The sequence below is a fragment of the Variovorax sp. F042 genome, from assembly GCF_057814215.1.
Map to the genome: position 1 here is coordinate 906426 of NZ_JBVASX010000001.1, position 19200 is coordinate 925625.

The 19200-nt window shown below is 67.1% G+C and carries 15 protein-coding genes; 10 read left to right on the forward strand and 5 right to left on the reverse strand.

The features are described 5' to 3' along the window. The first annotated feature begins 62 nt into the window (after positions 1 to 62). Genes ACZYSP_RS04390 through ACZYSP_RS04405 form a run of 4 tightly spaced genes read left to right on the forward strand, consistent with a single transcriptional unit; the run spans position 63 to position 6600 of the window. Positions 63 to 767: a TetR/AcrR family transcriptional regulator gene (locus ACZYSP_RS04390; protein WP_093073713.1), complete on the forward strand. Its 705-nt coding sequence runs from the start codon at positions 63 to 65 to the stop codon at positions 765 to 767. Beyond that, a complete protein-coding gene (locus ACZYSP_RS04395) occupies positions 767 to 2263 on the forward strand; it encodes an efflux transporter outer membrane subunit (protein WP_093073711.1) in 1497 nt (498 codons plus the stop codon). Before ACZYSP_RS04390 ends, ACZYSP_RS04395 begins: the two co-directional genes overlap by 1 nt. Further along, a complete protein-coding gene (locus ACZYSP_RS04400; protein WP_093073709.1) occupies positions 2260 to 3462 on the forward strand; it encodes an efflux RND transporter periplasmic adaptor subunit in 1203 nt (400 codons plus the stop codon). Before ACZYSP_RS04395 ends, ACZYSP_RS04400 begins: the two co-directional genes overlap by 4 nt. 21 nt (positions 3463 to 3483) lie before the next feature. After that, on the forward strand, positions 3484 to 6600 hold the full coding sequence (locus tag ACZYSP_RS04405) for an efflux RND transporter permease subunit (RefSeq protein ID WP_093073707.1): 3117 nt from the start codon (positions 3484 to 3486) through the stop codon (positions 6598 to 6600). A gap of 67 nt (positions 6601 to 6667) precedes the next feature. On the opposite strand, the gene ACZYSP_RS04410 is transcribed toward ACZYSP_RS04405, so the two are convergent. From ACZYSP_RS04410 to ACZYSP_RS04420, 3 genes are all read right to left on the reverse strand, one after another. Continuing rightward, positions 6668 to 8191 (reverse strand): tripartite tricarboxylate transporter permease, encoded by a 1524-nt coding sequence (locus ACZYSP_RS04410; RefSeq protein ID WP_093056426.1) that lies wholly within the window; start codon positions 8189 to 8191, stop codon positions 6668 to 6670. 1 nt (position 8192) lies between these two features. Continuing rightward, the gene (locus ACZYSP_RS04415; RefSeq protein WP_093073705.1) at positions 8193 to 8729 is read right to left on the reverse strand and encodes a tripartite tricarboxylate transporter TctB family protein; all 537 of its coding nucleotides are present in this window, start codon (positions 8727 to 8729) and stop codon (positions 8193 to 8195) included. A gap of 137 nt (positions 8730 to 8866) precedes the next feature. Continuing rightward, positions 8867 to 9826: a tripartite tricarboxylate transporter substrate binding protein gene (locus ACZYSP_RS04420; RefSeq protein ID WP_093073703.1), complete on the reverse strand. Its 960-nt coding sequence runs from the start codon at positions 9824 to 9826 to the stop codon at positions 8867 to 8869. A gap of 136 nt (positions 9827 to 9962) precedes the next feature. Here ACZYSP_RS04420 and ACZYSP_RS04425 point away from each other — a divergent pair, with 136 nt between their 5' ends. The 4 genes from ACZYSP_RS04425 (at position 9963) to ACZYSP_RS04440 (ending at position 13416) form a co-directional block, all read left to right on the forward strand. After that, on the forward strand, positions 9963 to 10646 hold the full coding sequence (locus ACZYSP_RS04425) for a response regulator transcription factor (protein WP_093056424.1): 684 nt from the start codon (positions 9963 to 9965) through the stop codon (positions 10644 to 10646). Next, entirely contained in the window at positions 10643 to 12088 is a 1446-nt protein-coding gene (locus ACZYSP_RS04430) for a sensor histidine kinase (RefSeq protein ID WP_093073701.1), read from the forward strand. The genes ACZYSP_RS04425 and ACZYSP_RS04430 overlap by 4 nt, the downstream gene beginning before the upstream one ends. Before the next feature lie 19 nt (positions 12089 to 12107). After that, positions 12108 to 12545, forward strand: a complete 438-nt coding sequence (locus tag ACZYSP_RS04435) for an RNA-binding S4 domain-containing protein (protein WP_093056422.1) — start codon at positions 12108 to 12110, stop codon at positions 12543 to 12545. Positions 12546 to 12609: 64 nt separating this feature from the next. Beyond that, positions 12610 to 13416 carry a PPK2 family polyphosphate kinase gene (locus tag ACZYSP_RS04440; RefSeq protein WP_093073699.1) on the forward strand — a complete coding sequence of 269 codons (807 nt, stop codon included), beginning with the start codon at positions 12610 to 12612 and terminating at the stop codon, positions 13414 to 13416. A gap of 42 nt (positions 13417 to 13458) precedes the next feature. Here the strand turns inward: ACZYSP_RS04440 and ACZYSP_RS04445 are convergent, their stop codons facing one another. After that, complete coding sequence (locus ACZYSP_RS04445; protein WP_093073697.1) at positions 13459 to 14127, reverse strand: hypothetical protein; 669 nt, start codon at positions 14125 to 14127, stop codon at positions 13459 to 13461. A gap of 220 nt (positions 14128 to 14347) precedes the next feature. On the opposite strand from ACZYSP_RS04445, the gene ACZYSP_RS04450 reads away from it, so the two are divergent. Then, positions 14348 to 16291 carry a sensor histidine kinase gene (locus ACZYSP_RS04450; RefSeq protein WP_177192709.1) on the forward strand — a complete coding sequence of 648 codons (1944 nt, stop codon included), beginning with the start codon at positions 14348 to 14350 and terminating at the stop codon, positions 16289 to 16291. A 9-nt stretch (positions 16292 to 16300) separates the two neighbouring features. Here ACZYSP_RS04450 and ACZYSP_RS04455 read toward each other — a convergent pair whose 3' ends face one another. Further along, positions 16301 to 18013, reverse strand: coding sequence for an acyl-CoA dehydrogenase family protein (locus ACZYSP_RS04455; RefSeq protein ID WP_177192733.1), 1713 nt, complete (start codon positions 18011 to 18013; stop codon positions 16301 to 16303). Between the two features lie 279 nt (positions 18014 to 18292). On the opposite strand from ACZYSP_RS04455, the gene ACZYSP_RS04460 reads away from it, so the two are divergent. Beyond that, positions 18293 to 19132 carry an AraC family transcriptional regulator gene (locus ACZYSP_RS04460; RefSeq protein ID WP_093073695.1) on the forward strand — a complete coding sequence of 280 codons (840 nt, stop codon included), beginning with the start codon at positions 18293 to 18295 and terminating at the stop codon, positions 19130 to 19132. The last annotated feature ends 68 nt before the right edge of the window (positions 19133 to 19200 follow it).

Sequence of the window (19200 nt, forward strand, 5' to 3'; positions counted from 1 at the left end):
CGCGGACAAAACCCTTCAGCAAGCCTTAAGTAAATCAATCGTTTGATTTCATGCGTGGTGTAATGCCGGGCATGAACGCGAGAGACCCGATTACCCAGGCCCCGCGCCGCGCACCGCGCAGCGATGGTGCCGAGGCACGCCACCGGCTGCTCCACACCGCGCTGCGGCTGTTCGCGCAAAAGGGGTTTTCCAAGACCTCCACGCGTGAGATTGCCCGCGAGGCCGAAGTCAACATCTCGGCCATCAGCTACTACTTCGGTGACAAGGAAGGGCTGTACACGGCCACCTTCTGCGAGCCGATGGGCGGCGACTCCAGCGACCTGATCGTCGCCTGCAACGCGCCCGGCCAGTCACTCGAAACCACGCTGCGCCTGTGCATGGTGTCCATGATCGACCCGCTCAAGCAGGGCGAGATCGTGCGGCAATGCATCCAGCTGCACATGCGCGAGATGCTGGAGCCCACCAGCCGCTGGGCCGAGGAGCTGGAGCGCGACATCAAGGGTCCGCACCGCGCCATTGCCGACCTGTTGTGCCGCCACCTGAAGGTGGAGCGGGCCGACGACGATATCCACCGCCTGACCTTCGCGATCACCGGGCTGTCGATGCAGCTCTACGTGAGCCAGGATTTCATCGAGGCCATCCGCCCTTCGCTGCTGCGCACGCCGCGCGCCATCGACACCTGGGCCGACCGCCTCACGGGCTACGCGCTGGCGCTGGTGGAGGCCGAAGCGGTCCGCCGTCGCGCCGAGAGAAAGCTGAAGAAATGATGAGAAGACTCCGACTGAAATTGATCGTCACTCTCTGCCTGGGCATCGGCCTGGCAGGTTGCTCGCTGACGCGTCCGCCGACGCAGGTGGAAGCGCCCGTCCCCGCGCAATGGCACGCTCCCCTGCCCCATGGCGGCTCGCTCGCGTCGCTGGCCGACTGGTGGCGCCAGCTCGACGATCCGCTGCTGGTCGAGCTGATCGCCGCCGCCGAGGCTGCGAGCCCCAACGTCGCCAGCGCCGCGGCGCGCGTGGCCGAAGCGCGCTCCACGCGCGTGCAGGCCGGCGCCGCGCTGCTGCCGAGCCTCGACGGCACGGCATCGGCCAGCCGCGGCACCTCGGGCTTTTCTTCCAGCAGCAGTTCGAGCAGCAGCCTCTCGGCCAGCACGCCAATCACCACGCTTCAGGCCGGTCTGCAGTCGAAGTGGGAAGTCGATCTGTTCGGCCGCCTGCGCGCCGACCGCGACTCCGCCGAAGCCAAGCAGAACAGCGCCAACGCCAAGTGGCACGACGCCCGCGTGGCGGTGGCAGCCGAAACGGCCAACGCCTATTTTTCAGAGCGCGCCTGCCAGCAGCAACTGCGCGTGTCCGAAGCGGACGCGCGTTCGCGCTCCGAAACCGCGCGGCTCAACGACCTCTCCGCGAAGGCTGGCTTCACCGCGCAGGCCGATGCCGCGCTGGCACGCGCCAGCGCCTCCGACGCCTCGGGCCGGCTCACGCAGCAGCGTGCCCAGTGCGCGGTGCAGCGCAAGGCGCTGGTGGCGCTCAGCGGCATCGACGAAACCACGCTCGAACAGAAGCTCGCCGCCTCGCCCGCGCAGCGCGCGCTGCCGGTCGTGGGCAGCATCGCCAGCGTGCCGGCCGAGGCGATCTCGCAGCGGCCCGATGTGTACTCGGCCGAACTCGGCGTGGCCTCGGCCAGCGCCGACGTGGGCTCGGCCGAGGCCGAGCGCTACCCCAAGCTCACAGTGTCGGGCTCCATCGGGCGCACGCAGTACCGCGTCGATGGCCTGCGCCAGTCGCTCGAAACCTGGACGGTGGGCCCGATCTCGCTGACCGTGCCGCTGCTCGACGGCGGCTCGCGCAAGGCGAACATCGATGCCGCCAAGGCGCGCTACGCCGAAGCCGTGTCGCTCTACCGCTCCAACGTGCGGCAGGCGGTGCGCGAAGTCGAGGAAGCGCTGGTCAACCTCGACGCCACCGACGCCCGCACCACCGATGCCGACGCCGCGGTAAAGAACTACCAGGCCTCCTTCGACGCCACGCAGGCCCGCTACAGCAGCGGCCTCGCGAGCCTGTTCGAGCTGGAAGACTCGCGCCGCACGCTGTTCACCGCGCAGACCGCGCGCGTCACGCTGCAGCGCGAGCGCACCGAGGCATGGGTTGCGCTGTACCGCTCGATGGGCGGCGGCTGGAACCGCCAGTCGGCCTCGGCCCCATCTTCCGAATCGTCCTCACTGACCTCCACCCCGGCCACCAAGGTCGCGACGTCGCCATGAAATCAATGAAGCGTTCCACCCTCGTCATCGCGCTGATTGCGCTGGTCGTCGTCATCGCGGCGATCTTCTTCATGACGCGCGGCAAGCCGTCGGACAAGTCGGCCGATCCTGCCGCAGCAGCCAAGACCAAGGACGGCGCCCACTCGCCCAAGCCCGCGCTGACCGTCACCGTCGCCAAGCCCGAAGCCACCGAGCTGATGCTCACGCTCGCGGCCAACGGCAACGTGGCCGCCTGGCAGGAGGCCGTGGTCGGCTCCGAGTCCAATGGCCTGAAGCTGGCCGAGGTGCGCGTGAACGTGGGCGACCTGGTCAAGAAGGGCCAGGTGCTCGCGGTGTTCTCGCCCGAGACGGTGCAGGCCGACATCGCGCAATCGCGCGCCTCCCTGGCCGAAGCCCGCGCCACTGCTGCCGACGCCGCAGGCAATGCCGCACGCGCCCGCACGCTGCAGGCCACCGGCGCACTGAGCCAGCAGCAGATCAACCAGTACCAGACCACCGAGCAGACCGCCAAGGCACGCGTCGAGGCGGCAGAGGCCGTGCTGGCCGCGCAGCAGGTGCGCGGTCGCAATACGCAGGTGCTGGCACCCGACGACGGCGTGATCTCGGCACGCACCGCCACGGTGGGCAGCGTGGTGTCGGCTGGCACCGAGCTGTTCCGGCTGATCCGCCAGGGCAGGCTCGAATGGCGCGCCGAAGTGACCTCGGCCGAACTCAGCCGCGTCGCGGTCGGCACCACCGCCTTCGTGGTGAGTGCCAGCGGCGCACAGGTGCGCGGCAAGGTTCGCAGCATCGCGCCCACGGTCGATCCGCAGACGCGCGCAGCGCTGGTGTACGTCGACCTGCCCAACGTGCAGCAGAACACCGGCATCAAGGCCGGCATGTTCGCGCGCGGCGACTTCGAGTTGGGTCGCAGCACGGCGCCGACGGTGCCACAGGCCTCCATCGTGCCGCGCGACGGCTTCAACAACGTCTTTCTGCTGAAGCCCGACAACAAGGTGACCCAGCTGAAGGTACAGATCGGCCGGCGCCTGAACGACCGCATCGAGATCACCAGCGCGCTTCCCGACGGCGCCCAGGTGATCGTGCAAGGCGCGGGCTTCCTCAACGACGGCGACCTGGTGCGTGTGGTGGATGCGCCCGCATCCGCATCCGCGGCGCAGCCGGCCAGGTCTGCGGCCTCCGCTGCCGCGGCCAAGTAAGCAATTCAAAGGAACACGCCCATGAACGTTTCCGCCTGGTCCATACGCAACCCGATTCCGGCGGTGATGCTGTTCGTGCTGCTCACCTTCGGTGGGTTGCTGTCGTTCAACGCGATGAAGGTGCAGAACTTTCCGGACATCGACCTGCCGACCGTGACGGTCTCGGCGTCGCTGCCCGGCGCGGCGCCTTCGCAGCTGGAGACCGACGTCGCGCGCAAGCTCGAGAACTCCATTGCCACCGTGCAGGGCCTGAAGCACATCACCACCAAGGTGCAGGACGGCGCCGCCACGCTGATCGTCGAATTCCGCCTCGAGAAGCCGGTGCAGGAAGCCGTGGACGACGTGCGCTCCGCGGTGCAGCGCGTGCGCGCCGACCTGCCGGCCGACGTGCGCGACCCGGTCGTCACCAAGCTCGACTTCGCGGCCCAGCCGGTGCTGGCCTTCACCATTGCCTCGTCGGCCATGGACAGCGAGGCACTGAGCTGGTTCGTCGACAACGACGTCACCAAGAAGCTGCTCGCGCTGCCCGGCGTGGGCGCGGTGAACCGCGTGGGCGGCGTCACGCGCCAAGTGCACATCGACCTCGACCCGAGCAAGCTGCAGGCGCTGGGCGCCTCGGCGGCCGACATCTCGCGCCAGCTGCGCCAGGTGCAGACCGAAAGCGCGGGCGGCCGTTTCGACCTTGGCGGCAGCGAACAGCCGGTGCGCACCATGGCCACCGTGAAGTCGGCCGACCAGCTCGCCGACATGCAGATCGTGTTGACCGACGGCCGGCGCATCCGCCTCGACCAGGTGGCGCGCGTGAGCGACACCATCGCCGAGCCGCGCGCGGCCGCGCTGCTCAACGGCAAGCCGGTGGTGGGCTTCGAAGTGGCGCGCAGCCGCGGCGCCAGCGAAGTGGAAGTGGGCCACGCGGTGCAGAAGGCGCTGGCCGACATGCGCGCGCAACGCCCCGACATCGAGCTGACCGAGGCCTTCAACTTCGTCGACCCGGTGGAAGAGGAATACAACGGCTCGCTGCACCTGCTGTACGAGGGCGCCATCCTCGCGGTGATCGTGGTGTGGCTGTTCCTGCGCGACTGGCGCGCGACCTTCGTCTCGGCGATTGCGCTGCCGATGTCGGTGATTCCGGCGTTCATCGGCATGCACCTGCTGGGCTTCTCGGTCAACGTGATCTCGCTGCTCGCGCTGTCGCTGGTGGTCGGCATATTGGTGGACGACGCCATCGTGGAGGTCGAGAACATCGTGCGCCACCTGCGCATGGGCAAGTCGCCCTACCAGGCGGCCATGGAGGCGGCGGATGAAATCGGCCTGGCCGTGATCGCCACCACCTTCACGCTGATCGCGGTGTTCCTGCCCACGGCCTTCATGAGCGGCGTGGCTGGCAAGTTTTTCAAGCAGTTCGGCTGGACGGCCTCGCTCGCGGTGTTCGCCTCGCTGGTGGTTGCGCGGGTGCTCACGCCCATGATGGCGGCCTACATCCTGAAGCCCGTCGTCGGCGCCGAGAAGGAACCCGGCTGGCTGCGCTGGTACATGCGCGCGGTGGAGTGGAGCACGCACAACCGCTTCAAGACGATGGTGCTGGCCACCCTCTTCTTCTTCGGCTCGCTAGCGATGATCCCGCTGCTCAAGACCGGCTTCATTCCGCCGGACGACAACTCGCAGACGCAGATCTACCTGTCGCTCGCACCCGGCTCCACGCTGGCGCAAACCACCGCGGCCGCCGAGGAAACCCGCAACCGCGTGATGCAGATCAACCACGTGAAGAGCGTCTACACCACGGTGGCCGGCGGCAGTGCGGGCGGCGACCCGTTCGCGAACTTCGGCACGCCCGAGACGCGCAAGGCCACGCTCACCATCAAGCTCGATGAGCGCGGCGACCGGCCGCGCAAGCAGGTGATCGAGAACCAGATTCGCGCCGCGCTCGAAACGCTGCCCGGCGTGCGCAGCACCGTGGGCCTCGGCGGCTCGGGCGAGAAGTACATCCTGGCGCTGACCGGCGAAGACCCGGTGGCGCTGGCCAGCGCAGCCAGCGCGGTCGAGAAGGACCTGCGCACCATTCCTGGCCTGGGCAACATCACCTCCACCGCGAGCCTGATCCGCCCCGAAATTGCCGTGCGCCCCGACTTCGCACGCGCCGCCGACCTGGGCGTGACCAGCTCCGCCATTGCCGAAACGTTGCGCGTGGCCACTCTGGGCGACTACGACCAGTCGCTGGCCAAGCTCAACCTCGCGCAGCGGCAGGTGCCGATCGTGGTGAAACTGGAAGACTCCGCGCGAAAAGACATCGACCTGCTCGGACGCTTGGCAGTGCCAGGCACGCGCGGGCCGGTCATGCTGAACCAGGTGGCTTCGCTCACGATGGAAGGCGGCCCGGCCGTCATCGACCGCTACGACCGCTCGCGCAACGTGAACTTCGAGATCGAGCTGTCGGGCGTGGGCCTGGGCGACGCCAAGGACGCGGTGACGAAGCTGCCGTCGATCGTGAACCTGCCACCGGGCGTGCGCATCGCCGAGATAGGCGACGCGGAAGTCATGACCGAGCTGTTCGCCAGCTTCGGCCTCGCGATGCTGACGGGCGTGCTGTGCATCTACATCGTGCTGGTGCTGCTGTTCAAGGACTTCCTGCACCCGGTCACCATCTTGTGCGCGCTGCCGCTGGCCCTGGGCGGTGCATTCGTGGGGCTGCTGATCGGGCAGAAGGCGCTGTCGATGCCCTCGCTGATCGGGCTCATCATGCTGATGGGCATTGCCACCAAGAACTCGATTCTTCTGGTGGAGTACGCCATCGTCGCGCGCCGCGACCACGGCATGAGCCGCTGGGACGCGCTGCGCGACGCCTGCCACAAGCGCGCGCGGCCCATCATCATGACCACGCTCGCCATGGGCGCGGGCATGCTGCCGATCGCGGTCGGCTTCGGCGCGGCAGATTCGAGCTTCCGCTCTCCGATGGCGATGGCGGTGATCGGGGGGCTGATCACCTCGACGGTGCTGAGCCTGCTGGTTGTGCCTGCCGTGTTCACCTACATCGACGATATCGAGCACTGGATTCGTCGCACCGTGCGCAAGCTGCGCGGGCAGCCGGTGGATCCGCATATCGACGACGACCTGATCGAGACGCCTGCGGCGGGGCGGTAAGGCGCCCCGGCGGAAATAAAAAAAGCTGCGGCATTGCCGCAGCTTTTTTTTCGTGCCCCAAGGAAGATCAGGCGTCCAGCTGTGCCAGCCGCTTCAGCTTGCGTTCGCTCATGCGCTTGGCCAGGCGCGGAAGCACCAGCACGGCCACCACGATGACGACCAGCGCGATCGACATCGGGCGCTGGAAGAACACCACCGCGCTGCCCTCGCCGATCGACATGGCATTGCGCAGTTGCGCTTCGGCGAGCGGGCCGAGGATCATGCCGACCACCACGGGTGCGGTCGGAAAGTCGAAGCGGCGCATCACCACGCCCAGCAGGCCGATGGCGTACAGCAGGAACAGGTCGAACCCGCTCTGGCGCATGCCGTAGGCACCCACCGTCGCGAAGATCAGGATGCCGGCGTAGAGCTGGGGCTTCGGAATCTTCAGCAGCTTGACCCAGAGGCCGACCATCGGCAGGTTCAGCACCAGCAGCATCACGTTGCCGATGTAGAGCGAGGCGATCAGCGCCCACACCAGCGCGGCCGAGGTGGTGAAGAGTTGCGGGCCCGGCTGGATGCCGTAGTTCTGGAACGCGCCCAGCAGGATCGCGGTGGTGTTCGAGGTCGGAATGCCGAGCGTGAGCAGCGGAATCAACGCGGCCGTCACCGTGGCGTTGTTGGCGGCCTCGGGGCCGGCCACGCCTTCGATGGCGCCGGTGGTGCCGAACTCGGCCTTGGCGTCCTTGTCCTTGGCGAGCTTCTTTTCCATCGCATAGCTCAGGAAAGTCGGAATCTCGGTGCCGCCGGCCGGAATGCAGCCGAAGGGCGTGCCGATGGCGGTGCCGCGCAGCCAGGCGGGAATGGATCGCCTCCAGTCGCGCTTGGTCATGTGCACGCGGCTGAGCTTGTTCTGGCCCTCGACCACCTTGCCTTCATACAGCACGGCGTACAGCACTTCGGCCACGGCGAACAGGCCCACGGCCACCAGCACGATCTCGATGCCATCGAGCAGCTCGGGCACGCCGCCGGTGTAGCGGCCCTGGCCCGAAATCTGGTCGAGCCCGACGCAGCCGGCCGCCAGGCCGACGAACAGCGCCGTCATGCCGCGCAGCGTGCTCTTGCCGAGCACCGCGCTCACGGTGGTGAAGGCCAGCAGCATGAGCAGGAAGTACTCGGGCGGGCCGAGCTTGACCGCAAACTCGGCCACAAAGGGCGCGAACAGCGTGACGATGACGGTGGCAATGGTGCCGGCCACGAAAGAGCCGATGGCGGCCGTTGCGAGCGCCGCGCCCGCCCTTCCGCTCTTGGCCATCTTGTTGCCCTCCATCGCCGTCACCATGCTCGCGGTTTCGCCGGGCGTGTTCAGCAGGATGGAGGTGGTCGAGCCGCCGTACATGGCGCCGTAGTAGATGCCCGAGAAGAAGATCATCGAGGCCGTGATGTCGACCTTGCCGGTGATGGGCAGCAGCATGGCCACCGCCACGGCCGGGCCGATGCCGGGCAGCACGCCCACGGCCGTGCCCAGGGCGCAGCCGACGAGGCACCAGAGCAGATTGATCGGGGTGATCGCCGTGGCGAAACCCGCCATGAGTGCGTTGAAGATTTCCATGTCAGAACCACCCGGTGGAAGTGAGGCCAGGCAGGTTGATGGCCAGGAATTGCGTGAACATCCAGAACACCGGGGCCGCGATCAGCGCCCCGGTGACGATGTCGATGAGCCAGGTGCGCGGTGAGTTGACGCCGCCCAGTCCGCTAGCGCGGCGCAGGCCCTGCACGGCCAGCAGGTAGCACAGCGTGCAGCTCACGATGAAGCCGAGCGTGGTGATGAGCGCCGCGTTGAGCAGCAGCCCCGCCGACACCCAGACAAAGCCGGGCCAGTAGGCATGCTCCGCGCCCGAGGGCGCATCGAGCTCGCGGAAGCCGCCGGTGCGTGCCTCCCACAGGATCCACCCGCCGCACAGCACGAGCACCACGGACACCAGCCAGGGCAGGAAGTTGGGGCCGACGCCGCCGTAGCCGGCTTCGGAAGAAATGCCGATGGCGCCGAAGGCCAGCGCCAGGCCGGTCAGCAGCACGCCGACGCCGACCAGGGTTTGCGGCCAAGTGGCCGCGGGTTGCGCAGGGGCCGAGGATTCTGGAGTTGTCATTTTTTTGTCCTGGAGTGGGAGTACGGGTGCCCCTTCCAGAAACACCGCGGAACCGGCTTTGCCGGGCCGCAGGTGTTGCCCCCGGTAGGGGGTTGGCGCGCGACACGAAGTGCGCGCAGCCTGGGGGCGAGCCGATTTCAGACCATGCCGGATTTCGTCATGATGGCGCGCAGGCTGGCGAAGTCGTCGTCGACGAACTTGGCAAAAGCTTCGCCCGACAGCACGGCCGGCGTCCAGTCGTTCTTCTTGAGCGATTCGGCCCACGACGCGCTCTTCATGGCGGCCAGCACCATGTCGGTCAGCGCCTTGCGCTGCTCGGCCGAGATGCCGGGGGCGCCGTACACGCCGCGCCAGTTGCCGATTTCGACGTCGATGCCCTGCTCCTTCAGCGTGGGCACGTTGATGCCCGGCAGGCGCTGCGCGGAGGTGACGGCAATGGCCTTCATCTTGCCGGCGGCGATGTATTCGGCGAATTCGCTGTAGCCGCTGCCGCCGACGGTAACGTTGCCGCCCAGGATGGCGGCGGTGGCTTCACCGCCTCCGCGGAATGCCACATAGTTGATCTTGGAAGGATCGGCGCCCACCTTCTGCGCAATCATGGCCGCGGCGATGTGCTCGGTGGACCCGCGCGAACCGCCGCCCCACTTCACGCTGCCCGGGTCTTTCTTGAGCTGGTCGACCACGTCCTTCATGGTCTTGAGCGGCGAATTGGCCGGCAGCACGAACACGTTGTATTCGGTGGTCAGGCGCGCAATGGGCGTGGCCTGCTCGAGCTTGACCGGCGGCTTGCCGGTGATGATGCCGCCCAGCATGACCGAGCCCATGACCATCAGGGCGTTTGCGTCGCCCTTGGAGCCGTTCACGAACTGGGCCAGGCCCAGTGCGCCGGCAGCGCCGCCCTTGTTGTCGTAGGTGACGGTGTCGGCCACCTTGGCGTCGCTCAGCGCCTTGCCCAGCGCACGGCCGGTGGTGTCCCAGCCGCCGCCCGGGTTGGCGGGGATCATCATCTTGACGTTGGCTGCAGCACGTGCCGAGAGCGGCAGCGCTCCGGCGGCGGCCAGTGCGGCCAAAGACTTCAGAAAGGTGTCGCGACGCATGCGTGTCTCCTGGAATTGGAAGGAACTTGAAAGGAAGCTGACTTTTAGCTGAGCGCTATCATGCGCCGCCCTGCTGTCAGTTGGCTGTCCGCCAGACTGGGGAAAACACCAAAGTAAACACGCCCGCCGCCACCGTATGAAGCTGCTGCTGGTCGAAGACGACCCCTCGATGCAAATCACCCTGCAGCGAACCCTCGGGCGCCGCCGGATCGACGTGCGCGTCTGCGGCGACGGGGCCGAAGCCGTCGCCCAGTGGCGCGCCATCGAGCCCGACGTGGTCGCCCTCGACCTGAGCCTGCCCAACCTCGACGGCCTGCAGGTGCTGGCCCAGGCACGCGCCGAGGGCCTGCGCACGCCGGTGCTGCTGCTGACGGCGCGCGGTACGGTCGGCGACCGCATCGTCGGCCTGAACGCCGGTGCCGACGACTACCTGCCCAAGCCCTTCGACCTCGACGAACTCGAAGCCCGCATTCGCGCGCTGCGCCGGCGCAGCCACGGCGTTGCCGGACCGGACGCGGGGCTCAACCCGCAGGAGATAGGCGGGCTGCGCTTCGAGCCCGACAACGGCGCCATCTACAACCGCGCCGAACTGCTCGAACTCACGCCGCGCGAGCTGGCGCTGCTGAAGGCGCTGATGATGAAGCCGGGCCACGCCGTGACCAAGGAGCGCCTGTTCGAGCTGGTGTTTCCGGGCGAGACCGAGGTGCAGTACGAGGCTATCGAGGTGGTGGTGTACCGCCTGCGCAAGAAGCTCGCGGGCACCGGCGCGGTGCTGATGACCATGCGCGGCCTCGGCTATTTATTGCGCCCCGAGGCATGACCCGCGTCTCCTCGCTTCGTGCGCGGCTGCTGCTCGGCATCCTCGCGCCGATTGCGGTGTTCATCGTGATCAACAGCGTGAGCCTGTACCGCCAGAGCCTCGCGGCCGCCACCACGGCCTACGACCGCACGCTGCTCGCATCGGCCAAGACCATCGGCGAACAGCTCGACGTGGAGGGCTACGACGACCTGGCGCAGCTGCGGGCCATCGTGCCCTATTCCGCGCTCGAGGCCTTCGAGGCCGACAACCGCAGCCGGCTGTTCTACCGGGTCTCGGCGCTCGACGGTGAAATGATCTCGGGCTTTGCCGAGCTGCCGTTCTGGCGCGGCCGCATTCCGGACCGCAGCGCGTACGCGGCGCTGGTCGACTTCTACGACGCGCAGTTCCGCAACCAGCCGGTGCGCGTCGCGGTGCTGCTGCAGCCTGTAGCAAGCGCAACCGGCCGCGGCATGGCCGTGGTGCAGGTGGCCGAGACGCTGGAGTTGCGCGAAACGCTGGTGCGCAAGCTGCTGATCGACACGCTGTGGCGCCAGTTGCTGCTGATGGGCGTGATCGCGCTGGTCACCGTGTTCGTGGTGCAGCGCGCCACGCGGTCGGTGCGCGAGCTTGGCGAAGCCATCGAGAAGCGCCAGGCCGACGACCTCTCGCCCATCGACGCGCCCGACGCGCCGCGCGAGCTGCGGCCGCTGATCGACGCCACCACGCAGGTCATGGGCCGGCTGCAGCAGCTGCTCGACCACCAGAAGCGCTTTGTGCGCGACAGCGCCCACCAGCTGCGCACGCCGCTGGCTGTGCTGAAGGCACAGGTGCAGTCGGCGCAGCGCGGCGACGTGGCGCCCGAGCAGGCGCTGGGCGAGATCAGCCACACGGTGGAGCGCGCGACCACGCTGGCCAACCAGATGCTGTCGCTCGCCAAGGTGGAGCAACTGCGCCAGCAGCCGGAGTCGGTAACGCTCGACTTCGGCGAGGTGGCCCGGCAGATCGCGCTCGACCTGTCGCCGCTGGTGGCCGACAAGGCGCTCGACTTCGAACTCGCCATCGACGAGCCCGTGCCGGTGCAGGCCCATCACTGGATGCTTCAGGAGCTCACGCGCAACCTGCTGCACAACGCGATCAAGCAGAGCCCCGCGGGCGCCGCGCTGTCGGTCTCGGTGCGCTCCGAAGGCGGGGACGCGGTGCTCACGGTGCGCGACAGCGGCCCCGGCATCTCGCCCGAGCTGCGGCAGCGCCTGTTTGCGCCCTTCTCCGCCGGCAGCACGTCGAGCGGCTCGGGGCTGGGGCTGGCGATCTGCCGCGAGATCGTGCTGGCGCTCGGCGGGCGCATCAGCCTCGACAACCGCAGTGCGCCGGCCGGGGAGGATGGCACCGAACGGGTGATCGGGCTCGACGCCGTCGTGCGCCTGCCGCTGTCGTCGGCGCCGCTCTCGCGGCACAATTCCTGAAATCCACTTCCGACACTCCATGGACCGTCTGCGCATCGACAAATGGCTCTGGGCCGCCCGCTTCTTCAAGACGCGCTCGCTGGCCGCGGAGGAAATCGGCAAGAACCGCGTGCAGGTGAACGGCGACGTCGCCAAGGCCTCGCGCGAGGTCAAGGCGGGCGACACCGTGGCCATGCGCATGGGCCCGCTGACGCGAACCGTGAAGGTGCTCGGCCTCAGCGGCCAGCGCGGACCGGCACCGGTCGCGCAGCAGCTCTACGAGGAAACAGCCGAAAGCGTGGCGGCGCAGGCCGCGTTCCGGGAGCTGCGCCGCATGGGCAGCGAACCGGCGCTGGCCATCGAGCAGGGCCGCCCCACCAAGCGCGACCGGCGCGATCTCGACGGCGCGGTACGCCAGCATGCCGATTGGGACAACCGCTGGAGCGCCTCGCTGCCCCCTGAAGACGACGACCGCTGACGACCATCCATCGGGTCGATCGCTTACGCTGTCGGCTTCGTTGTTCTTCACGGAGTCCTGCTTCATGGCCAGCTTCAAGAAATACCGCGTCGGCGGCAAGTTCAAGCTCTCGCACATCGACCCCGGCGACACGCCCTTCTGCGAGGGCGACGAAGCCTCCCAGCGCGCCGAAGTCGATGCGCTGGCCGTCGAGCTCGACGAGCTGCAGGACCTGCTGCACGCGGAGGGACGGCGCAAGCTGCTGCTGGTGCTGCAGGGCATGGACACCAGCGGCAAGGACGGCACCGTGCGCTGGGTGTTCTCGCGCACCTCGCCGCTGGGTGTGCGCGTATCGGCCTTCAAGGCGCCGACCGTGGACGAACGCGCGCGCGACTACCTCTGGCGCTGCCACGCCGTCGTGCCGCGCACCGGCGAGATCATGGTGTGGAACCGCAGCCACTACGAAGACGTGCTGGTGCCCGTGGTCGAGGGCTGGATCGACAAGGCCGAGGCAAAACGCCGCTACGCACAGATCAACGACTTCGAGCGGCTGCTCACCGAGACCGGCACGGTAGTGGTCAAGTGCATGCTGCACATCGACAAGGACGAGCAGCGTGAACGCCTGCAGGCCCGCATCGACACGCCCGGCAAGCAATGGAAGTTCAGCATGGACGACCTGGAGGTGCGCACCAAGTGGAGCGCCTACCAGCAGGCCTACCAGAACGCGCTGGGCGCCACCTCGACCGACCATGCGCCGTGGTACGTGGTGCCAGCCAACAGCAAGCGGCACCGCAACGTGATGATCGCGCAGCTGCTGGTGAAGACGATGCGTCAGATGAAGCTCAAGGCTCCGCCGCCGGACCCGGCGCTCAAGGGAATGATCGTCAAGTGAGCGACGGCTGAGCAGGCAGGGCCCTCGCGGGCCCATCGAAGCTCAGGAGCGGCGGATCAGCGCCTGCGCCAGCACGCGGCACTTGCCGAACTCGCAGCGCACCGCCCAGGTTCCGCCGTTGTCGCAAGGCACGTTGTAGGTTTCGTAGCCGGGGCCCTTGGCCGTGAGTTCGGCGCGCGGCTGAAGGTTGCAGCGGCCGGCCTTGGCGAGCGTTTCGACGTTGTAGGTATCGACGCCGGTGCGGCGCGGCTTCATGACGACGCCGGGGTCGAAGGTGTTGCCATAGAACGAGTCGCGCACGTTGGGGTCGAGGTTGCGATAGCCGCGCTTGGCCATGCAATGCACGATGGCGATCTGCTGGTGCTCGGCAATCAGCTCCGAGTCGGGACGGCCGTTCCAGTCGATGACGGCGGCGGTGATGCCGGTGTACGACGCCGCGGCGACGATGCCCTGCCCGTACACCGTGATCAGGCCGACGCCCAGCGCGCCCCACATGGCGTCGCCGGTTTCGCTGCGCGCCGTGATGCGGTTCGACGCCGTGCGGCATTCGGCCACGTCGTTGTCGTAGCGCACCTTGTCCACGCCCTCCATGGCGACCATGGGCACATAGGAAGTGCCCCTGCCCGTTCCGGGCTCGGTGGGTGTAGTCGGTGCGCTGGCGCAACCGGCCAGGGCCACGGCAGCGAACGCAATGCTCAGCAGCAGCTTCATGCAATCCCTCGTCTTCTTCGCGATAGTTGCGGGGATTTAACCATACATATAGTTACTCTTGAACCGCATTTGTCGTGAATGCACTACGGCTGACCTGGATCAGTGGGGCCATACCGAGAAGCCCCGTGCGAGCAACATCGCGCGCATGGTTACAGAATGAGAAAATAGGTTACATAAGCGCTGCCGCATCAGCTTTGGGCGCGGCACATCCGAACACCCCTTGAACTACCGTCCCGCACCCTTCTTCGCCAACGTGGTGCTCGTCCTGTCGATGGCACTGCTGGGCGCCATCGGTGCCTTCCTGGGCGGGACGGCCGGCTTGCAGCAATCCGACTCGCTGCTGCACCTGACGCGCGCCGACTGGCAGGTCGACGAAGCCTCGGGCTTCAGCACTCCGCCGTTGAAGCAGGACAGCGGCGCCCTGCCGGACACCTGGAAGCGGGTCGAACTGCCCCTGGCCCTTCCCATCGCGCTGCTGCGCCAGGCGGAGGCCTCCTCCACCAGGACGACGCGCACGACCTGGATCAGGCTGTCCACGCGCGGCCTGCCGCCCGATGCCGGGCCGCTGGCGTTGTACGGCATCCGGATCAAGACCGACGGCACCATCGCGGTCTATGCCGACGGACAACTGGTCCATCGCGCGCAGCAGTCGGGCCCGTTGTGGAACAGCACCCGCACTCCGCTGTGGGTCCAGCTGGACAACAGTGCCGACAGCAAGCCGCCCAGCGAGATCCTCCTGCGACTGGAGCACACCCGCAACGCCCAAGTGGCGCTGTCGTCGCTGTGGATCGGCCCCATCGACGCACTCAGGGGGCGCCACGGCATGCGCCAGTGGCTGCAGCAGGAGCTGCCCGCGATGCTCGGCGCAGCATTCATGGCCGTGGGCGTGTTCGCGCTGTTCGTGTGGTTCAGGCGCCGCGACGAGACGGGCTACCTGCTGTTCTTCAACCTCGCGGCCACTTCCTTCATGCGGGGACTGCACTTCTACGTGAGCCTGCCCGTCGCCAATGACTGGTTCGCGTGGCTGACCGTCAACTCGCTCTTCTGGCTGGTGATGGTGGTGCACTTCTTCCTGCGCCAGTTGCACGGCCTGCAGCTCAAGTGGCTGACCGTCGGCGTGGTCGTGGCGACCACCACCATCGGCCTCGTCACTCTGCCCGGCTTGAACATCGTGCAGAACACGCCGCAGGTAACGCCCCTGATCTACGCTGTCGCGGCGCTGATGGGCACGCTGGTCTGCCTGGTGGGTAGCGTCAGCGCATGGCGCCGCTCCACCGAAGGCCGGCTGGTCGCGGTCGGCATCGGCATCTGCGTGCTGCTGGGCATGACCGACTGGCTGCTGCAGAACAACTTCATCAGCCCCGAAGGCTGGTACCTGGGGGCGTACACCAACGCCGTCACCTTCAGCGTTTTCGGCGCGCTGATGTACCGCCGCTACATGCACGCCATCGGCGAAGTCGAGCAGCTCAATGCGAGCCTTGCGCAGCGCCTGCAGAAGCGCGAGGCCGAACTCGAGCTCAGCCACCGGCGGCTGCGCGAGGTCGAGCGCCTGCAGACCATCAGCGACGAACGCCAGCGCCTGATGCAGGACATGCACGACGGCCTCGGCTCTTCGCTGATCAGCGCCATCCGCTCGGTCGAAGGCGGCGGCATGAGCGACGACAAGGTCTCGCAGATTCTCAAGAGCTGCCTGGACGACCTGAAGCTCACGCTCGACTCGCTGGAGCCGATCGAAGCCGACCTGCTGCTGCTGCTGGCCACGCTGCGCTACCGGCTGGAACCGCGGCTCGAAGGCACCGGTGTCTCGCTGCGGTGGGAAGTGCAGGAGCTGCCGGCCCTCGACTGGCTCGACCCGTCGAGTGCGCTGCACATCCTGCGCATCGTGCAGGAAAGCATCTCGAACATCCTGCGGCACACGCGCGCGACGGAGATACGCGTGGGCACCTCGTTGGAGGGCGCGGGCGTGCAGGTGACGATCGAGGACAACGGCCAGGGCTTCGACGTCCAGAAGGTGATGGGCAATCAGTCCGCGGGGGGCCGAGGCCTGCAGAACCAGCGGCGGCGAGCGCAGGCGATCAAAGGCGTGGTGCAGTGGGAATCCAAACCGACGGGAACGCGGTTCGTGTTGTGGCTGCCGTTGCAGCGGGAGAAGCAGGCGGCTTGAGGCCAGCCTTCAGATGGATACCGACTGCGCCGCCTCAGACACATCAGCGCGAGAGACGATTCCGCGCAGATCCGCCCCAGTGGCCAGAGTCCCCATCACTCCGGCGTGCTGGCCGCCCAGGCGCGACTCGACGAAGCGCTGTGCCACCGCGCCATCGCTGTGCCTGAGCATCTCGCTCGCCTGAAGCGCAAGGGCCATGCGCGTCACGATGGCGCGCGAATTGCCCTCATCGACTGCACCCGCAGAAAGATCGTCGCGCAGACCGGCGATGAACTTCGCATACGCCGCGTTGGCAACTCCCGGCTGGGAGACTTCATCGAGAAAGACTTCGAGCGAGCCCTTCTCGCGGACGAGCGCGCGCACCACGTCCATGCACATCATGTTCGTCGTGCCTTCCCAGATCGAATTGAGCGGCGCCTCGCGGTACAGCCGCGCGATGGGGTTCTCCATGATGAAGCCGTTGCCGCCGTGAACCTGCAATGCCTCGTAGACGAAGTACGTCGCACGCTGGCAGTTCCAGTACTTGACCACGGGCGTTGCCACGCGGGCAAGAAGCCGCTCGCGTTCGTTCGATTCCATGCTGTCGGTTGCGCGTGCGACACGCATCGCCGACAACATGGCCGCTTCGCTTTCCAGCGCCAGATCCGCCAGCACATTCGTCTGCATGGGCAGGTCGGCCATCCGGCGACCGAAGCCGTCGCGTGTCGATGCGTGGTTGATCGCCAGCGTGAGCGCCTGGCGCATCAGGCCCGCAGAACCCACTGCGAAGTCGAGGCGGGTCAGGTGTGCATGCGAGAGGATCTCGCGGATGCCTCGCCCCTCTTCGCCGACCAGCATCGCCCAGGTCTTGTTGAACTCGACCTCGCTCGATGCGTTGGAGCGGTTTCCGCACTTGTCCTTCAGGCGCTGCACGGCAACGCGGTTGGCACTGCCGTCCGGCAGGAAGCGCGGAACGAAAAGGCAGCTCACGCCCGAATTGGTTTGAGCCAGCGTGTAGAAGCCGTCGGAAGTCGGAACCGAAAAGAACCACTTGTGGCCCGTCACGTTGTAGATGCGAGCACCGTTCTCGGTTCCGACGAAGGTGGCCGTGGTCTGCGTCTGGCGCAGGTCGGAGCCGCCCTGCTTCTCGGTCATGGCGTAGCCGATCACGGCGCCCGTTTTCTGCGGGAGCGGCAGGCGGCGCGGGTCGTAGCGACCGGAAAGTGTCTTCTCCCTCCAGAGTGCAAACTCCGGCCGCCCCGCAAAACCAGCACAGGCAGCGTATGCCATGCCAGTGGGGCATCCGGTGCCGTTCTCGACCTGGTTCCACAGGTAGCTCAGCACCGCACGCGCAAGGTGGCCCGAGGGCTCATTGGTTGTCCACGCAAGGCTCGGTACGCCATGCGCGAAACCCAGGGCCATGAGTTGATGCCATGCAGGATAGAACTCGACCCAGTCCAGGCGATTGCCGAACCGATCATGCGTGCGCAGTTGCGGACTGTGTTCGTTGGCCAATCGTGCAAGGTCCTGCACCTCTTCATTGCCCGCCAATGCGCCGACCGCCGTTGCGTCAGGAATGCTCCAGGCCGCATGACGCTCCACGAGCTCTCGTAGAGCCACATCGCCTGTGAATGCGTTGTGGCCGGTGCAAGCACTGGCCTGGTTGAATACCCTGTGCGTCTCGACGCCATCGGCCAGGGGAAACTGAAACGCCAGAGCCGTACTTTCGAGGGGCATGTTCATGAAGGTCTCCAGAAGTTCGCCGCGCTGCAGGCATAGTGAATCATTCTTCGCGATTCGTGAACCTGAATCCGTTCTTTCCCGGGCCGGGCACCCGACGCACCAGGACCGCAAAATGGCACAGTCTTTGCGTGCTCAAGGTACAGCGACCTGGCGCCGCCCCGCCCGCTCCCCAGATCGCGCCGTAGTCACTGGAATAGACAGCCTTGCTCACCATTCAGGTGCCATGCAACCGGTTGGACGCTGAAAGCGTTACAACCGCTGATCCAAACGGAGGCTTCGTTGGCCAAGCTGGACCCTCTGAATACATCGCGCTACTGGCATGTGCCCGGCATGCCGGGCATGGACATGCTGCATGCGGACTTCACGACGCATGAATACGCGCCCCACGTGCACCATTCCTTCGTGATCGCGGTCACCGAGGTTGGAGGCGCCGAATTCAAGAGCCGCGGCCGCACGGGCATTGCCAATCAGCAGGCGCTCCTCGTCTTCAACCCGGCCGAACCCCATTCGGGCCGCATGGGCGGCAGTGCCCGATGGCGGTACCGCGCCCTCTATCTGGCCGAGCCGGGCATCAGGCATCTGATGACGACACTGGGCATCGATCAGACCCGGTACTTCGGATCGAACATCTATTGCGACCAGGAGCTCATCGGCAGCTTTCTGGAGCTTCATCGCGCCTACGACGGAAACAGCGATCAATGGGACCCTCTACGGCAGCAGGAGTTGTTCGTACATAGCTTCGGAACGCTCTTCCAGAGCCACGCACAGCCGGGACAACGCGTGCTCCCGGTGCCGGCAGATGCCAACGTGCTCGCGCCAGTGCTGGAACTGCTGCGCGACTCTTTTGCAGAGCGATTGACCCTCGAGCAGATGGCGGCGGCCGCCGACCTGACGCCCTTTCAGCTGATCGGCGCATTCAACCGCACGATCGGATTGACGCCCCACACGTACCTCACGCAGCTGCGGCTCAGGGCCGCCATCAGTCACCTCACTGCCGGCCGGCCGCTGATCGAAGCCGCTGTTGCGAGCGGCTTTTACGACCAGAGCGCGCTCACCAGGCACTTCAAGCGCACCTTCGGCATGACGCCTCTCCAGTACGTCCGCGCCCGGACCTGCTGAGAAGCCGCTCCCCCCGCCCTCGAGCCATGCGCTGAGGGCCTTCTTTCCTCCGCTTCTTGTTTCCGCTC

Excerpts from the sequence above, each read along its gene's own strand:
- ACZYSP_RS04390 (WP_093073713.1), top strand. The coding sequence starts at position 63 with ATGCCGGGCATGAACGCGAGAGACCCGATTACCCAGGCCCCGCGCCGC.
- ACZYSP_RS04395 (WP_093073711.1), top strand. The coding sequence starts at position 767 with ATGAGAAGACTCCGACTGAAATTGATCGTCACTCTCTGCCTGGGCATC.
- ACZYSP_RS04400 (WP_093073709.1), top strand. The coding sequence starts at position 2,260 with ATGAAATCAATGAAGCGTTCCACCCTCGTCATCGCGCTGATTGCGCTG.
- ACZYSP_RS04405 (WP_093073707.1), top strand. The coding sequence starts at position 3,484 with ATGAACGTTTCCGCCTGGTCCATACGCAACCCGATTCCGGCGGTGATG.
- ACZYSP_RS04410 (WP_093056426.1), bottom strand. The coding sequence starts at position 8,191 with ATGGAAATCTTCAACGCACTCATGGCGGGTTTCGCCACGGCGATCACC.
- ACZYSP_RS04415 (WP_093073705.1), bottom strand. The coding sequence starts at position 8,729 with ATGACAACTCCAGAATCCTCGGCCCCTGCGCAACCCGCGGCCACTTGG.
- ACZYSP_RS04420 (WP_093073703.1), bottom strand. The coding sequence starts at position 9,826 with ATGCGTCGCGACACCTTTCTGAAGTCTTTGGCCGCACTGGCCGCCGCC.
- ACZYSP_RS04425 (WP_093056424.1), top strand. The coding sequence starts at position 9,963 with ATGAAGCTGCTGCTGGTCGAAGACGACCCCTCGATGCAAATCACCCTG.
- ACZYSP_RS04430 (WP_093073701.1), top strand. The coding sequence starts at position 10,643 with ATGACCCGCGTCTCCTCGCTTCGTGCGCGGCTGCTGCTCGGCATCCTC.
- ACZYSP_RS04435 (WP_093056422.1), top strand. The coding sequence starts at position 12,108 with ATGGACCGTCTGCGCATCGACAAATGGCTCTGGGCCGCCCGCTTCTTC.
- ACZYSP_RS04440 (WP_093073699.1), top strand. The coding sequence starts at position 12,610 with ATGGCCAGCTTCAAGAAATACCGCGTCGGCGGCAAGTTCAAGCTCTCG.
- ACZYSP_RS04445 (WP_093073697.1), bottom strand. The coding sequence starts at position 14,127 with ATGAAGCTGCTGCTGAGCATTGCGTTCGCTGCCGTGGCCCTGGCCGGT.
- ACZYSP_RS04455 (WP_177192733.1), bottom strand. The coding sequence starts at position 18,013 with ATGAACATGCCCCTCGAAAGTACGGCTCTGGCGTTTCAGTTTCCCCTG.